The 16,671-nt window shown below is 49.1% G+C and carries 14 protein-coding genes; 7 read left to right on the forward strand and 7 right to left on the reverse strand.

Going from position 1 to position 16,671, the window contains the following annotated elements:
• The first annotated feature begins 57 nt into the window (after positions 1-57).
• Complete coding sequence (locus AUQ41_RS10905) at positions 58-1,017, forward strand: hypothetical protein (protein WP_157092646.1); 960 nt, start codon at positions 58-60, stop codon at positions 1,015-1,017.
• A 218-nt stretch (positions 1,018-1,235) separates the two neighbouring features.
• Here AUQ41_RS10905 and AUQ41_RS10910 read toward each other — a convergent pair whose 3' ends face one another.
• On the reverse strand, positions 1,236-1,976 hold the full coding sequence (locus tag AUQ41_RS10910; protein ID WP_143588766.1) for a hypothetical protein: 741 nt from the start codon (positions 1,974-1,976) through the stop codon (positions 1,236-1,238).
• Between the two features lie 220 nt (positions 1,977-2,196).
• Positions 2,197-2,568, reverse strand: a complete 372-nt coding sequence (locus tag AUQ41_RS10915; protein ID WP_143588765.1) for a hypothetical protein — start codon at positions 2,566-2,568, stop codon at positions 2,197-2,199.
• A 15-nt stretch (positions 2,569-2,583) separates the two neighbouring features.
• On the opposite strand from AUQ41_RS10915, the gene AUQ41_RS10920 reads away from it, so the two are divergent.
• From AUQ41_RS10920 to traI, 3 genes are all read left to right on the forward strand, one after another.
• On the forward strand, positions 2,584-3,126 hold the full coding sequence (locus AUQ41_RS10920) for a toprim domain-containing protein (protein ID WP_143588764.1): 543 nt from the start codon (positions 2,584-2,586) through the stop codon (positions 3,124-3,126).
• 75 nt (positions 3,127-3,201) lie between these two features.
• Positions 3,202-3,576: a ribbon-helix-helix protein, CopG family gene (locus AUQ41_RS10925; protein WP_063088450.1), complete on the forward strand. Its 375-nt coding sequence runs from the start codon at positions 3,202-3,204 to the stop codon at positions 3,574-3,576.
• Positions 3,573-4,706: a TraI/MobA(P) family conjugative relaxase gene (traI, locus tag AUQ41_RS10930; RefSeq protein ID WP_063088451.1), complete on the forward strand. Its 1,134-nt coding sequence runs from the start codon at positions 3,573-3,575 to the stop codon at positions 4,704-4,706. Before AUQ41_RS10925 ends, traI begins: the two co-directional genes overlap by 4 nt.
• A 140-nt stretch (positions 4,707-4,846) precedes the next feature.
• Here the strand turns inward: traI and AUQ41_RS10935 are convergent, their stop codons facing one another.
• Positions 4,847-6,022 (reverse strand): cysteine desulfurase family protein, encoded by a 1,176-nt coding sequence (locus AUQ41_RS10935; protein WP_063088452.1) that lies wholly within the window; start codon positions 6,020-6,022, stop codon positions 4,847-4,849.
• A 68-nt stretch (positions 6,023-6,090) separates the two neighbouring features.
• Here AUQ41_RS10935 and AUQ41_RS10940 point away from each other — a divergent pair, with 68 nt between their 5' ends.
• From AUQ41_RS10940 to AUQ41_RS10950, 3 genes are read left to right on the forward strand one after another with little or no spacing between them, the layout of a single operon-like run.
• The gene (locus AUQ41_RS10940; protein ID WP_198155630.1) at positions 6,091-7,152 is read left to right on the forward strand and encodes a DUF4007 family protein; all 1,062 of its coding nucleotides are present in this window, start codon (positions 6,091-6,093) and stop codon (positions 7,150-7,152) included.
• On the forward strand, positions 7,152-10,541 hold the full coding sequence (locus AUQ41_RS10945; RefSeq protein ID WP_063088454.1) for a hypothetical protein: 3,390 nt from the start codon (positions 7,152-7,154) through the stop codon (positions 10,539-10,541). The genes AUQ41_RS10940 and AUQ41_RS10945 overlap by 1 nt, the downstream gene beginning before the upstream one ends.
• Positions 10,538-11,377, forward strand: coding sequence for a phosphoadenosine phosphosulfate reductase family protein (locus AUQ41_RS10950; protein WP_063088455.1), 840 nt, complete (start codon positions 10,538-10,540; stop codon positions 11,375-11,377). Before AUQ41_RS10945 ends, AUQ41_RS10950 begins: the two co-directional genes overlap by 4 nt.
• Before the next feature lie 142 nt (positions 11,378-11,519).
• Here the strand turns inward: AUQ41_RS10950 and AUQ41_RS10955 are convergent, their stop codons facing one another.
• From AUQ41_RS10955 to AUQ41_RS10970, 4 genes are read right to left on the reverse strand one after another with little or no spacing between them, the layout of a single operon-like run.
• Positions 11,520-11,960: a hypothetical protein gene (locus AUQ41_RS10955; RefSeq protein ID WP_063088456.1), complete on the reverse strand. Its 441-nt coding sequence runs from the start codon at positions 11,958-11,960 to the stop codon at positions 11,520-11,522.
• A 12-nt stretch (positions 11,961-11,972) separates the two neighbouring features.
• Complete coding sequence (locus AUQ41_RS10960; RefSeq protein ID WP_063088457.1) at positions 11,973-14,042, reverse strand: AAA family ATPase; 2,070 nt, start codon at positions 14,040-14,042, stop codon at positions 11,973-11,975.
• Entirely contained in the window at positions 14,042-14,275 is a 234-nt protein-coding gene (locus tag AUQ41_RS10965) for a hypothetical protein (protein ID WP_063088458.1), read from the reverse strand. Before AUQ41_RS10965 ends, AUQ41_RS10960 begins: the two co-directional genes overlap by 1 nt.
• Positions 14,276-16,417 (reverse strand): DEAD/DEAH box helicase family protein, encoded by a 2,142-nt coding sequence (locus AUQ41_RS10970; protein ID WP_143588763.1) that lies wholly within the window; start codon positions 16,415-16,417, stop codon positions 14,276-14,278.
• Positions 16,418-16,671: the final 254 nt, after the last annotated feature.

The following is a 16,671-nucleotide window of genomic DNA, read 5'->3' on the forward strand; positions in this document are numbered from 1 at the left end:
ACTCCAAATATCTACTTTGGGTTGACTTGCCGATTCAAGACATCACATAAAATCATAATGATAACCAGAAGCACTTTTTCCCTAAAAAAAAGCACTTGGTCTATTATCTGCAACCCCAACAGGAAAAATCACTTGCTATATATCCGGGATCACTGGCAAGGAAAGCACGCACTCCTATTCGCGCTGTGCATCAACCTGATCCTGATCCGGGCTCTGATCCTGTTTGCCGACCGCTATACGCTCCCACCCTATATCTCAGACCGCATTCCCGCACTGATCGCGACGGTTGCGTTTATTCTTCTTTTTCATGGCGTTGTTTTTGTCTGGCAAGTGGTTGGGGTGCTGCGCGCCACCCAACTTCAATCGAGCATTCTTGCCAATATCTGGACCGTTGTGACCTATGGGGTGATTGGGCTTTCTCTGGTCTTTACCGTACTCAGCATCGCGGCCTCTTTCCGCGCCCTCGCCCCGGAGCGGTTTATACCGGTCAACCTGATGGAGCTTGAAGATGCCCGCGCCAGCCAGTATGCGCTGACACTGAGTCCGGATAACACCCGCATTCACATCACCGGCACTTTTGCACTGGGTATGGCGCAGCGCTTGGCTGCCCTGCTTGACGAAAATCCGGGTGTGACCGGCATCGCCCTGCACAGTGATGGCGGGCATGTCTATGAAGGGCGCGGTGTCGGCTTCCTGATCCGGAATCGGGGTTTGGACACTTATGTGTTTGAAGCCTGTAGCTCCGCCTGCACGACCGCCTTTATTGGCGGTGCCAAACGCTATCTTGGGCCCAATGGGCGGCTTGGCTTCCATCAATACAAGATCGATCTCGACTACCCCGTGCCGCTTTATGACATCAAGGGCCAGCAGGAAAAGGAAATCACCTTCTATCGCAGCCAGGGCATTGCCGAGGGTTTCTTGAAGCAAGTCTTCCTCGCCCCGCATTCAGGGATCTGGTTTCCGGAGGTGGCGGAGCTGATGGAGGCCGGGGTTGTTGATGGAGTGGTTGAGGAGTGAGCGTGCCGGACCAGCGCAGTCTGCGCGCGGCTTTGCCGTGCTCGACCTTCAGACTAAAAACGTGCCACTGGCACGTTTTTTGAACGCTCTCAGCCTTCAAGTTATGAGCGTTCCCTTTGCCCTCACCCCACCCAGAATGCAAAAAGGCCCGCCTAATGGCGAGCCTTCGATATTTCCGGGGTTAGAAGTTTATCCCCCCGCTGCCCAAAACAAGATATCTATTGTTCGACAGACCTCAAGGTATGATCCAAAATGTGACCAACATACATGTTTCGGTACCAACCTACGTTTTGGTAAGGGCGGTTGCCAGGCAATGTCCGATCAATATCAATTTTACGTTTTTCGTTTGCTGCGTTGAAATCATCAATTGCAAGCAACTCACCACACCAGCGATTTGCTGTAAAGAAAGAGATGTCATCAAAATACATGCTCACTGCCGGCAAATAACAATCCGGATGGAATTTCAAGGCCTCAAGGCAGGACATCGTCGATGAATAGTAATCAACATCAATTGAGATGAAGGCAATAGGATTTGATCGATACCACCCCTCCCGCTCACCCGCCGTATCCTTAACGTCCCCGAAAACGATTTCTGCGTCTTTTACATTTTCGAGCAGTTGATCCTTGTTGAACATAACGAAATCGCCTTTTCCCCAAATTTCCGGGTGATCTTTATAATCGACCGGATCAGGCAGGCCTTTACCATTATCATATCCAACAACATGGACTTTGATACCGTACTCATCTTCGATCAACCGCGCGATACGTTCCATAGCCATCAGACCGCCACCGGTCGAAACCCCAAACTCAATAGCAGAAATAGACGACACGCCAATCTCTCGTGCATACAGAGCAGCCTTGATCATGCCGTGAGCGTAACTTGCTCGCTTGATGGTATTGAATCGCTCTTTTTCTTCTAGGGTTCCAAAATACTTAACCCATTTTTTCTTCCAGCTCATAAGCATTGTACTAAAAAGGCCCTTTTCCCAAAGAATGACTTATCGACATATGCATTTGCTTCAACGACGAAGGCATCATGCTTGTATAATGGCGAACCCCCAACAGACAACTGTAGCTCGTTCGATTACCTCATTCTTCTCAGAGCAAGCGTATTGATACAAGCATTATTAGAGCTCACCAAATATCTATCGCGGATTTTCGCCCCCTTTTTTAGTCGGATTACACTGAGTATATGCTTAGGCTGCCAAGTGGCATCGGGTTGCCGTCGAGGGAGATCGCAAGGGCCAGAAAAGTGGATCTTATCGCGGGTTCCTCGAAGGTCTCCCGGCAGGCAACATAACCAATTACAAGTCCGGGCAAGATCCGGTCAAATGGGTTGCGACCGGCACCAAGATCGATCCCAAGGAGCTGGAAGAGGCGAGAGCCGAAACAGCGGCTCGCAAGGCAGCCCAGGAACAGGAACTCCGCGCGCAATATCGGGCTGTCGCCAAACGCGCCTACGGGATTTTCCAGAACGCCGCCCCCGCGCCGACCAATCACGCCTATTTGCAAACCAAGCAGGTTCCTGCAGGCGATCTGCGCATTGATCAAGCGGGCAACCTTCTGATGCCGATGGCCAATGACAAAGGCTTTATCGAGAACATCCAGACCATCCATCCCGATGGTACTAAAATGTATCTCAAGGACGGGAAGAAGCGCGGCCTGATGCATGTGATCGGAGGTGACCCCAAGGGTCCGATGATCGTCACTGAAGGTTATTCAACGGGCCAAAGTTTGCATATGGCCAGCGGGCTGACGGTCGTTGTTGCGCTCGATTCCGGCAATCTCGCCCCGGTGGCCGAGGCCCTTCACAAGAAGCATCCGGATCGCGCCCTGGTAATTGCCGCCGATGACGATCATGCCAAGCAGATCAATGCCGGGATCAAGGGCGCTGAGCGAGCATCTGAGCTGACCGGGGCGAAGATCCTGCGTCCAGATCTAAATGAGGATGAAAAAGCCAAAGGCCTGACCGACTTTAACGACATTTATCAGGAACGTGGTCTTGAGGCCTTGAAAGGTCTTGTCACCGAGCAGCTCGGCCTAAGTAAACCGAAGGCCAAATCCAGAACACGGGGACGCGAGCAGCAGACCGCCAGCTTGGACGCCTGATCCAGCTTTGCATCCCTTGGGCCGGTGGCGGAATGAATGCCACCGGCACCTTTTTATCGAGACTGGAACCATGCCATGGCCACCGAACGCCACGTCATAAAAACCTATCTGAACGACGAAGAGAAAGAGCGCATTGATCAGCTTGCCCATCAGATGCGTCTGTCCCGCTCTGAACTGCTCAAACGCTTGTTGATGAATACCAAGCTGCCCAGTGCCAGCGACTTCGCCGCATGGCAAGGCATTCGAGATTTGCTCAAGGTCAACGCTGACCAGGCAATGCTCGGGAACCTCTTCAAACTCGCCCTTGATGAACCGCTTTCAGCAGACCTTCTCAAAAAGTTCGATGATCTGATCCGCGATATTGAAGAAACACAGGCAGAGCTCAAAGCCGCCATTGGCGAGATCCGTGATCAGCTTCAGCCAGGCATTCGCAAACAGGCCAAGTCATGATCGCGACCAAGATTGGCAAAAAGTCAGGGGTGCCGGATAATTACACGCGCCTTGGGGAATACATCGCAGCCGCCGAGGAAAAAGGCGAGAAACTCCATCAGTTCTGGATCCGCAATTGCGATGCCGGCACAAATATCGAGGATCTTGATCTGGCCCTTCTGGAGATCGAAGCGGTTCGACGACTGAAACCTGATATTGCCGACAAAACCTATCATCTTGTCATCTCATTTCGTCCTGGCGAGCAAGACAAACTGACAAAGGATGATCTGATGGCCATCGAGGCGGAATATGCCAAGGCACTTGGCTACGGCGATCATCAGCGTGTGGCGGGAACGCATATCAACACCGATAATTTCCACATGCACATCGCCTTTAACAAGGTGCATCCGGAAACGCTCAAGGTGATCACACCACATAGGGACTTTAATATCCTTGCCAAGGTCTCGCGCGAAATGGAGAGGAAACACGGTCTCGCCATCGATCCTGGCATGACCGATGGCAAGGAGCGTGATCCAAACAAGCTGTCCCCTGCAGCTCGAAACTATGAGGCCCATACCTGGCAGGAATCATTCCAGAGGCATGTGTTGAAACATCGTGAGGAAATATTGGAAGGTTTGGGGAACGCGACAAATTGGCAGGAATCGCACGAGGTTCTGGCTAGATATGACATCAGCCTCAAGTTGCGCGGCAATGGCATGGTGCTGATGAGCCCAGATGATCAGGCAATGAAAGCCAGTCAGCTAGATCGATCTTGTAGTAAGAACAAAATGGAAGAGCGGTTTGGGATGTTTGAGGTGCGGCAAACCGGATTAACCAAAGAAGGCAAATACCGAACCAAGTTAGATCGAAGCTACAAGCCTCGACCGCTCGTTCGAAATCACAACACTTCGCTTCTCTGGCGACGCTATCTCAGCGCTCGGAGATTCATACATCAGCAGCCAAGTATGACCAATAGAGCTTTGCGGAATTGGAAGGCGTTTCTTCTGATGGAATCATCTCAGGATCCGCTCGCAATGGTACTAATCATTGCACATCGTGAGATGCTCGGTGTTTTTTCGGGTAAGCCGGTACAGCCCCATTCCCAAACATCCACTCCAGAAAAAAACATAGCCTTAGGCACACTGAGCTAGAGTAAGACATCTAAGCTATCCCTAGCCATCTTAACGTTTTAACTGCCTCACTATCGCAAGAACTATCAGCTGAATATTCAACTCAGCATACATGAACTCTCATTATGACATATCGAACAACGCTGAAGAGATGCGACGATCTATGCGAATATTGAAGAGGTCTCGCTAAATGTCTTCTCCAATGCAGCCCCTAGAATATGAGCAGCCTCAGCCAACTCGTCTTCAGTCGAATATCTGCCCACGCTAAGCCTTATAGATGCCCCGGCTTCGTCATCGCTTAGGCCTATTGCTCGAAGCACGTGCGATGGTTCGGGAATCCCGCTTGTACAGGCTGACCCGGTTGCTGCTGCAAGATTTGGTTGAACCCTACCTAAAAGATCAGCAGCAACAACCCCTTTGAAGCCAATATTGATGTTGCCAGGATGGCGGTACTTTGGATTGTTTGGACCATTTATCCAATTAGGATACGGCAGTGTCCTAAGGCGCTCGAGAAGGAAGTCTCTGCGACATGCTAAAATTTCTCGTTCAATAGTGGAATGTTCATTGGAGGCAAGCTTTGCTGCACAACCAAACCCAACACACAGAGCTGTTGGCAACGTTCCAGACCTCAACCCATTTTGCTGCCCTCCACCGTGCACAAGTGGCTCGATTCTACTCTGAAGCTCTCTCCTGATAAACAGAGCGCCGACCCCCATTGGTCCGTACATCTTATGAGCAGATAGACTTAGCAAGTCAGCCCAGTCTGCAAACATTGACATTTCTATCGCACAAGGTGCTTGCGCTGCATCACAGTGTAGCAAACCGCCGACTTGAGAAGTCATTCGCGCGATTTCAGAAATATCTTGCAGCGTTCCAATCTCGTTGTTCACAGCCATGACAGAAACTAGCAGAACATCTTCGTCAAGTTCAGCAGCCAAGAAATTCAGATCAAGACGTCCTTCAGAGTCTACCGGTATTCTTTTGACCTTAAGCCCAAACCGACGCTCCAGTACACGCCCCACCTCAAGAACGCATTTATGCTCCGTAGCGCCTAGTAGAATTCTATTTCGGGCCCCACCAACTGCATGCCCTGCAACTCCCAACAATGCCATGTTATTGGCCTCGGTTGCTCCAGATGTGAAGATAATCTCATCTGCATCTGCACCGATCATTGCAGCTACTGCATCTGCTGCAACTTCAATCGACTTAGAAGCTTCCCAGCCGACTGCATGGTCCGACGAATGGGGATTCCCAAATTTTTCGCCGAAATAGGGCTGCATAGCTTCACGAACCCTAGGGTCGAGCGGTGTTGTCGCATGGTGATCAAGATATATCATGTTGTGATTTTGCACTTACACATCAAATACTTAACTTCAAATCAACCTCGAATTAATAACACGAGCGCTTGTTCTCTGCCTTTCTGGAGGATATCTCCAGGAATGAAATTGACCCTACTACATTTTATGCGTTAATGTCGACCTGGATCAACAATCCAGGACAAAAAGCGATGCCACGCGGCCCAATTTTTCAAGACACATATAAGCCTCAGTTTTCCGGACACGAAACCTTTCCGTTACGCTACGGATGGCTAAAAAAGGCTTATGATGCGGTCGCGGAGCGTGCCGGAGATCCGAACAGCAAAGCTGTCTTCACTAGTGAAGATGCAATCGCGCGGTTTGGGGTTGGCAAGAATATGGTCTCCTCGATGCGTCATTGGGCGACCTGCTGCGGCATTATCGCCGATGGCGAAAGCGCGAACGAGCTGACTACCACTGAGCTTGGAGATCAAATTTTTGGCAAGAACGGGCTCGATCCGTATATGGAGCATCCTGCAAGCCTTTGGTTAATTCATTGGCATTTAGCAGGGCGACCCGAAAAAACCACTTGGCATTGGAGTTTCAACAATTTTCCGGGTGCAACATTTGAACGCGAGAGACTTGTTCAAGCCCTTGAAAAAGTTGCGGAAGATCGTGCTTGGCCACGAGTTTCTGCTACTACAGTTAGGCGTGATGTAGAGTGTTTTCTCCGCACCTACGCTGCGAAGATTCCTTCTGGCAAGACTTCGCCCGAAGACACACTAGAATCCCCACTTTCGGAGTTAGGGTTAATCAAAGCGGTTGGCAAGCGAGATGGCTTCAGATTTGCCCGTGGCCCAAAATCCACCCTAGGGAACGGTGTGTTCTTGTATGCTTTGATAAATTTCTGGAAACACTATTCAACGGCACAAACATTGTCTTTTGAGGCTATTGCTCATGAACCCGGATCTCCGGGGCGCGCGTTCCTTCTCGACGAAAACGACATTGCTGATCGATTACTTGATCTTGAGGAGTTCACTGACGGCGCTTTCCGATGGTCTGAAACTGCAGGCCTCAAACAAGTATTTCGCGAAGTGTCTCTAGCAGAGGATACCGCACTCGACTATGCCGTCTCAGACTATCAACCTAAGAAAGCAAAGGCAGCTGCGTGATGGCACTCGAAGATAGCGTATATGTTGCAAGACGCTTCCAACGCTCTATCCGTATCGACTCAGACTACAACGATGCGGCTGCTTTGGAAGGCTATGTCTGCCCCAAGTCCTCGATAGAGGTATTGCTCTCTATCGGACAACACGTATCGGAAACTGGTCATGGCGCCTTTACGTGGACCGGCCCATATGGAAGTGGGAAGTCGAGCCTTGTCGTTGCATTAAGCGCACTACTGGGTGGCGATAGCGCACTTAAACAAAAGGCCGAAGTGTCGATTGGAAAGACCGCAGCAAAACAGATCTATGCTGCTTTGCCTCCCAAAACAAAAGGATGGCGCACCATTCCCATCGTTGGTCGTCGTGATGACGCGGCAACGGTTATAGGGGAAACCTTGCAAGAACAGGGGCTGGTCAGCCCATCGACCAAAGGACACTGGACCGACGACGCAGTAGTTTCAGCCCTAACAGAACTAGCGCATGCGAAACCCCGCACATATGGCGGCGTGATCCTTTTCATTGACGAAATGGGAAAGTTCCTGGAGTCCGCTGCTCAAGAAGGCGCTGACGTTTATCTATTTCAGTTACTCGCTGAAGCCGCGTCACGTAGTTCTGGTCGATTGATTGTAGTTGGAATTCTTCACCAAGCTTTCGAAGAGTATGCCAACCGCCTATCTCGCGAAGTGCGTGATGAATGGTCGAAAATACAAGGGCGTTTTGTTGACCTCGCCGTCAATGCTGCAGGTGAAGAGCAGATAGAGTTAATCTCACGTGCAATCGAAAACGGTCGTACCGCATCCGAACCTGGAAAGATTGCGTGTGTCGTTGCGTCGGAAATTAAACGTCAGCGCCCTGCAGCATCTACCTATCTAGCAGAAACCCTTGAGGGATGCTGGCCTTTACACCCCGTCACAACTTGCTTGCTCGGCCCCATATCGCGTCGCCGCTTTGGCCAAAACCAACGAAGCATTTTTGGCTTCCTTAATTCAGCAGAGCCTTCTGGTTTTCAAGATTTCATTCGCCACAACACCGAGGATAGCCTTTACGAACCCGACCGCCTTTGGAACTATCTGCGTATCAACTTGGAACCCTCTATTCTCGCCTCACCAGACGGTCACAGATGGGCGATGGCAGCAGAAGCAATCGAGCGCTGCGAGGCGCTTGGTGGCGATGAGCTCCACCTTAAACTATTGAAGGCAATAGCACTCATTGACCTCTTCAAGGAGAGATCCGGTCTAGTGCCAACGAATGAGCTACTCGCTGCTTGTGTAGACGGAACGTCAAAAGCGCAGATTGACGCAACCCTCCAGCAGCTTAAGTCCTGGTCCCTTGTCATATACAGAAAGTTCGCCGACGCCTATACGATATACGCTGGCAGTGACTTCGACATTGACCGCGCGGTGCAAGAAGCACTAGAGCACGTTCGGGAAGTGGATTTCACTGCCCTGCAAAAGCTGGCAGGACTGCAGCCAATCCTCGCAAAACGTCACTACCATGAAACAGGAGCCCTACGTTGGTTCAACGTTGGCGTCACAGCCTTGAACAGCCTTAAAGAACGAGTTCGCACCTACCATCCTCATGCAGGTACAATAGGTCAATTCCTATTAGCGATACCTACAGAAGGAGAAACAAGTGAACAAGCCCAGGAGATTTGTCGCGCAGCAGCCGATGGATCTAAAGAATGGGATGTCGCGACGGGCATGTCACAGAGAGCCTGGGCAATTACAGACTTCGCGCGAGAACTGATTGCGCTTCACGAAGTGCAAGAAGAACACACAGACCTTGCGGGCGATGCCGTGGCACAACGCGAGCTGCAAGCCCGCCAGGCTGTCTTGCAGGGACAAATTGAAGAAGAAATTCGTCGCGCGCTCGATAACGCCACTTGGTATCTAAAAGACCGGGAGCCACAACAGTGGCGACATGCAGAACTCAACAATGTTGCTTCAGAGCTCGCAGCTGCGCGCTATCCCAATTCCCCTAAACTTAACAATGAACTTCTCAATCGCATTAAGCCCTCAAGCAATGCAACTGCTGCGCAAAACGCTTTGCTCCGTGCGATGGTCTCAAAAGAAGGCTCACCGCGCCTAGGTATTGAAGGATATCCTGCCGAAGGCGGCCTTTACGCGTCACTTTTGGAGGCAACAGGCCTCTACGATGACCATGGAGAAGGGTGGGAGTTTAGCTCGCCCTCAAATACTAATGACCCTTGCGGCCTTCATTTACTGTGGGAGGCTGCAAGTGAACTACTCAAACAAGCGGGCGACCGCACAGTAAACGTGGCAGAAATTTATGATCTTTGGTCGAAGCCGCCATTTGGCGTAAAAGACGGCCTTATGCCCATACTTGCGGTAGCCTTCATCCTTTCCCAACGTGAACAGGTTGCCCTATACCGAGAGGGTGTTTTCCAAGCGCGCTTCAAAGACATTGATGTAGAAATTCTTGCAAAGGATGCAAAGGAGATTCAACTGCGTTGGATGGATCTCTCTGTATTATCCAGACGCCTGCTCTCAAGCATGGCGGAAGTTGTTCGGGACCTCGACACAAGCAACAGTCTTACACATCTAGCACCGATTGATGTCGCGCGCGGACTGATCGCAATTTTCGACCGACTTCAATCGTGGACCAAGCGCACAACACAGCTTTCCGCGAACGCCATAAGAGTGCGCGACCTGTTCAAACTTGCCAATGACCCGAATAAGTTCCTATTTGATGATATTCCAGCAGCTTTCGGTGAACGAGGCGCTCTGGAAAGTGAAACAGAGATCCAATCAGTCGTAAATGATGTCCGTGCCGGGCTTGAAGAACTGGTCGATTCATATCCGTCAATGCTTGTCCGCCTAACGGACCTTATGCTTGCTGAACTGCAAGTACCCAATAAGTCTCCACAAGCATTGGGCGAATTACGCGAACGCGCAGAGAACATCGTCGAGATCAGCGGCGACTTCCGCCTTAACGCTTTCATTGGTCGACTAGCTCGGTTTGAAGGAACAGTTGAAGACGTCGAGGGCATTACAAGTCTCGCAGCGAACAAACCCGCTAGAGATTGGACTGACCCTGACCTGGATCGGGCATCAGTTGAAATAGCCGACCTCGCACAAAAGTTTATCCGGTCAGAGAACTTTGCTCGTGTCAAAGGACGCTCTGACAAACGTCACGCCATGGCAGTGGTAGTAGGCGTAAATGGTCGCCCTGCGCCCCTCCATGCGGAATTCGAAGTAATTGAAGGTGAGCGAGAGCAGATCGACAAAATCATTTCTCAACTTGAAAGCGTCATTGATACTAGCGACTACAGAAAGCGCAGGATGGTGCTTGCAGCACTAGCAGAGCTAAGTTCGCGCTTCATGGTAGATGTCGGTAAAAACAACGAACCCCCAACTGAAAGAGTAGTCTCGTGACGAACTCATCAGAAAAACACGTCCTAGGCCTGTCGGGAGGAAGAGATAGCGCCGCCCTTGCAGTCTATATGCGCCAACATCACCCCGAACTGGACATAGAATATTTCTTCACGGACACCGGCAAAGAATTGCCTGAAGTTTATGAATTTCTTGGGCGTCTTGAAGGTTTTTTGGGCAAATCTATCCTTTACCTAAACCCTGATCGCGACTTCGATTTCTGGCTCAAACAATACAATAATTTCCTTCCGTCACCGCAAACGCGCTGGTGCACCAGGCAACTTAAACTCCGCCCCTTCGAGCATTGGCTTCGCCCAATCCTAGCAGATGGGGCCACAGTCTACAGCTACGTCGCAATCAGGGCGGATGAGGAATATCGCGAAGGCTACAGCTCAAAACACGAGCGGCTGAAGGTTAGATTGCCCTTCAAGGAAGCCGGGATTGATAAACCAGGTGTAATTGATCTCCTCGATGCGTCGGGACTAGGCTTGCCAAAGTATTACGACTGGCGCTCTCGCAGCGGCTGCACCTTCTGCTTTTATCAGCAGAAAATAGAATGGGTGCGGCTCAAGGAACAACATCCTGACGCATTTGAAGAAGCGAAATCATATGAGAAGGATGCCGTTGAAAACGGCTCCCCGTTTACTTGGTCACAAGGTGAATCTCTTGAAGAGATGATGCAACCTCAACGAATCAAGCAAATAAAGCAGGACTATCAAAAACGACTTGAGAGGGCAAAATTGCGCCACCAAATCAATCCACTTAGACTAAACGATGAGGAAATCGATATCGACGATATCTTTGGCCAATCGAAAGGGTGCCTAACTTGCCACAAGTAAAATACGGGATCACCGAAAACCGATGATCCGTAGGTTACACCAATATTATATACCCGATAGCAAAACACTCAATCGGTATCGTCTTTCTACTCAATTGAGAGCTAAATCTCGCTCTTGGGCAAATCGAATACGAATGGGCTCATTAGCGAACAAATTTTTCAACTTCATCACACAAGTAATCAAGCGCAGTGTCATCACCTCGACTGTCAAGCATTGAGAAAAGCAAAGGAAACCCCGCGTTAGCATAGCTATTTGCTATTCTCATCATATCCCCGGCTCGATCAACAATATTCGGGTCTTCGCTCTCTGCAATAGCAAGAAGGGTCAACGCAGTTGGCCGCCAACTGTCCGAGCCGATAACCACGCCTTCCGCTGCCTTGTACGTTTTACCCTTAACTTCAGTTGGCTTAAGGCCATTTTGAACAGCCAACATGATTGCGAAAAACCAAATGTCTACATTTCGATTGAACGGTTGATTCAAGGGAGACGCGCGCTGTCCTTCTCGGCGCTGAACATAGGTATCAATTTTCTCCCTAAAATCATCAAGAATCGCTATGTCTAGTCCCGCAAACGGATTGTCCATACCAATATCCTCTCAAGCTGCATCTGTAGAGTTTTCATAGCGATCGCAAAGCGCGCAGGTCTCTAGGTACCTGCAATCACATGAGAGGACTTTTACCTCTTTGGTACCAGGATCGTTCTTCAGAATTTTGGGGTAGTGCGCAGGATTAGTCAGGGTCAAACCTTCTGCTGACCTTGTATCTAGTATTTCCTCACACCCTTTGATCTCATCATGAGTCAATAAAAGTATCAATTGCGCACTGTTTTCAGACGCTGTCTTAACAACTTCCGACTTCACAAACCCCGACATCATTCCGAGGGGAGTATCGATTACGTTTGGTGCCTCTACACCACTAATTTTTGTCAAAGCCAAAACAAATGAAATAGTCAAGGCTCGACGAGAAGCTCCGTTTAAGTCCATTGAAGGGTCAAGAACTGAATCTCCCCGGCCAAAGACGACTATCCGGAATTCCGGTGTTATTTCCGCCCTGGTGATCAACGCACTCTCTTCGTCTGCCCCGATCATTTTAAGAAAGAGCCTATTCATCGCGTCCGAGACTTGCTTAACTTCCTGAGTTTTCATTCTCTCTAATGATCGCTCAACAATATTCCTCATATCAGTGGCCACATTGAGCTCTCTAGAAATTTTCTCGCCCTTCTCCACCCGAGCTGACAGTGTGCGGAACTTTAACTCTAGTTCGTTCTTCTCAGAACGCTTAAGTTTTATTTTCTCATCTAACCGCGCCTCATCCATCGCAAGTTGTCGAAGTTGATTGCTGTATGTTTCCTTCATATTCTGAAGCCTTTTAACATCGGCATCAGGAATACTGTTGAGTTTCGCTTCAATTTCAGCTTCTTTTTGACCGATCTCTTCGTAGACATACCGTATATTCTGTCTTTCCTCGAAGGCATCTGAATAGAGAGCAATCCAGCTAACAGGGTCATCAGAGAAAAGAGGTTTTCCCTGAAAATACAGATCAGACACCTTAGCCTTTACGCTATCGGCATCCCTGCTATCCTCGATCAGTTGCTTAATATGGCTACGTCGTCTCATTCCATCTTCGCTATGCGGATCAAGGCTTTCCCCGCAAATGCAGTCGCTATGGGTAAGGCGATCTTCGAGGATTGGGATAGTCTTATTGGGAATTTGCCCTTTCAGCCTCAAGTCATCTAGTATCTCACCTGCCTTTTTGAATTGCCTGCCCATCATGTATTTTGCGAGGACACTCGAAGACAGCAATTCAGCCTGACGCACTTCAGTCCTCTTTCTCTGGTCCTCCAAACGCTTGCGTTGCGACTGAGTCTCATGCAACTCTTTAGCTAACTCTTCTCTATTCCCCAACTTTAGAGCGTTGAATAGCTCCTTATCCACCTTGTGATACTTATCTTTGAGGTTCGCGGCTTGGTCTTTTGTCTCTTCAAATTTCCGAGATAGCTCTGGCAATATTTGCTCAATTGCATCCAACTTTTCTTCGACAGCACGAGTCTCTTCATTCCCGGCTTCTTTATCGAACTGAGAGCGTAGTTTTTTTTCGTTAGATTTTAGGTGTTCTATCGCGCTTTCTAAAATTGATAGGCCCATCATTTTCTTGATGGCTGCACGCACCTTATGTTGTTGATCAGCTTGCGGCCCTTCAATGAAGCTTAATGCTCGATCACCATCGGTGAAAAACACCTCTCGAAGCTCTGCAGGAAAATGCTGTTGAACATGATTGTAGGGACTGATGATCGGTTCAAAGCCAGAGTCCTTTATATGAAACAAAGTAAGACTGGATTTCGGCCTTACACTGAGCTCCCCATTCGTTTCAACGGAGCGCTCCAACAAGTAACGCTGCCGTCCGTCACGATTTTCTATCTCGTATTCTATCTCAACTTTTGTCTCGACGATCTTTGAATTAGGTTGCCCCATTGGTCGAATCTTATATCCAGAAGGCAGAGCGTTGTCCCCAATCAATCCCCATTGCAATGCGGTTAAAAGAGTAGTTTTGCCACTCTCATTCGCCGCCCTTATAACTGTGATATTACGCTCAGCATGGGTCGAAAACCTTATATCCAAGCCACTCAGCAGGCGAAATCCGTCAATTCTAGCGCGAACAAGAAGCATTATTCCGCCCCCTTAGCGTTATCATTATGCAAACCGATAAAAGCACTGACTCGGCTGATTACTTCTCCAATTTCAACCGCGATGTTGGTCTTTTGAAATAGGTGAGCGCGCTCTTTTTGAATGACATCGCTGAGCGCCTCAGCCATTTCCTCATGATAACCCAAACATCGTTGCTCAGTGTTTTTTACTTCTTCAAGCAGAACCTTCACTATCTTCTCGTCTTTAAAAGACATTTACCCCTCCCCTAATAGCCCTCTGAGTTTCTCGACTGCGTCAAATGGCCCACCTTTCGATGCCCCATTTCGACTTAAACGGGCGAACTCCCACACACGGTTAAGCTCTGAATTAACGATCTTCTTTGCATCATTGTCCAACACTCCACCATCAATTGCCCCTGGGGGAAGTGTCACGAGGTCATGAATAACTGCTGCCTGCTTTCCTATATCCTTACACCGACGTAACAAGCGCCCTCGCCTCTGAACCCACTGTCGCTCAACTGTCGTACTAGCCAGAATGTAGGCCTTCATTATTTGTGGTACGTTCACCCCCTCATCCAACACTCGCTTGGCCGTAAGCACTTGCAAAGAACCAGATTGAAATTGACTAAGAATTCGCGACGCCTTTTGCGACCTTCCCGTCTCGTCAGATGTGAGCTGATGATACCTTATTCCCTTGTTCCTCAGCAGGGAGTTTACGCTTTCGAGCTGCGAGGGATCTTTGTCTGTGGCATATACGAGTGTGTATTTGAGATCGCGGCTACTTTCCGCATCTAACAATTTTTCTAAGACTAAGATTTTCGATGAAGCCGTCTCAAGGATCCTTCGTCTTTTCAGAATCAGGCGTTCAAGTTCTTTATCCTTAACCCCTTCCCTCACCTTCCATGACAGCTTAGCGATCTTTTCAGTGGTCTCTCGCCAGCTATCCATTTCATCGTCATTTAGCTCGACAAAATCGACGTGGTAATCGTACGGAGTGAGACAATGGCCAATAGCCTGTTCTAGCGCATAGCAGAAACATGGTTTCCCGAAAAACTTAAACAGCGCTTCGGTGCCTTCACTATCGTACTGCCGAACAGGAGTAGCAGATAATCCCAAGCGAAAATTGAAGCATTCTGGAGGATTACTTGTAAAGCTTTGCGCACCAAGATTGTGACACTCATCAGCTATCAACAATTTCGACCCATCGTACTCTGATATCTGTTCAATAAACTCAGCAGTACAAAGGGTATCATTTGACACGACAAGGGCTTCTACATTACTGACACCTTTGCGCAAACGACGTCTTGCATTTACGATTCCCAATGCTCTTTGCCTTGGTCCTGCGCAGCGAGACATATTGATTGGTTTGATACCAAATTGAGCTATCTCATCACACCACTGACTGATTAGGACATCGTAGGGTGCGGCAACCACAATCAGGAGTTGCTTCTCAAGCGCATAAAGATGATGAGCACATATCATCGAGGTTAAAGTTTTCCCGGATCCAGTGCACATTTCGAGTATACCTCGACAACCAGCATCTAGCCACTTGCCTACTGCCTGACCTTGGTGAGCATATTCACCTGACTGATATTCAATCCAATCTGGAATTTCAAAGCTACGTTTGCCTTGCGCATCCAACATCCTTTCAACATCAATCGGCTCCTCGTCTAAGCCATGGGCCCTTCTCCATAGCCTCAAAAAATCCTTCTCGTCTGGTTGTCGCTCGCCTTTGTATTCCCTAACTATTTTCTCGCGTAGAGCGTCTGAAATAGGGATGATCACACAATGTTCGTCGCCTCCGCTCCACAAAGTTTCGAACTCAGACACAAGAGTTGCGCAAATTTCCGCCCCGTCATCGGTCTTCCAGCTCTTCGCTAAACTCAATTGCTCTCTATTTTTGCCTAGTCCATGACCAGTCATATTAGCTGACCCGTGAAGAACGACACAATCTGCTCCAGATTCAAAGATCCAAACCTTTGGATGGAACAGAGCGTCACGCATAACAGCGACTTTCAACTCAAGCCGACCCTTTGTTATTAGCCAGGCTAAACAAGAGAGTGTATGGGATGCTAAATCATGTGCATTCGGTAAAGCCCCTTCAAACAACTTTTCAACTACGGAATCCACCTGTTCCGAGTTGCTTTGAAGAGCTTCTTGGTCTTGCTTACTAATGAACGGGCTGACTATTAGGCGCAAAGTTTCTTCTGAACTTCGCAGATATTGAGCGAGCCCTGGTGCTATTTCGGAAAATGATCCACTTGAGAAAAAGCCCATCATAATAGAAACGCGCTTTGACACTGAAAATGCCGGGGATATGAATTCTCCTGCAGCGTCATCGCGAGGAAGAATGAAAATCGGCTTTGACGCACTCAAATGATCGCGAAACTCACTCACAACACCCGCCTAAACATTTAACCTCTCAAACGAAACACCAGTTAACTCTTCCCAACCAAAACTGTCCCTCAGGCGTTAACTTCGCTCTGGGCACCCCTTACCGTTGAGCATGGCACCGCCATGCGAATAAGCAGGAAGCCCGTTTGGGCTGTTTGGTGGGCCCACCAAACCTATCCTGCCCCCGTCACGACAGGTGAAAGTTGTGCCATCCCGTGCACCATCATGCAATCTTTTGCATTTTCGTGCAATCTTAT

The sequence above is a fragment of the Thalassospira sp. MCCC 1A02898 genome (genome assembly GCF_001618185.1).
Lineage (GTDB): Bacteria > Pseudomonadota > Alphaproteobacteria > Rhodospirillales > Thalassospiraceae > Thalassospira > Thalassospira tepidiphila.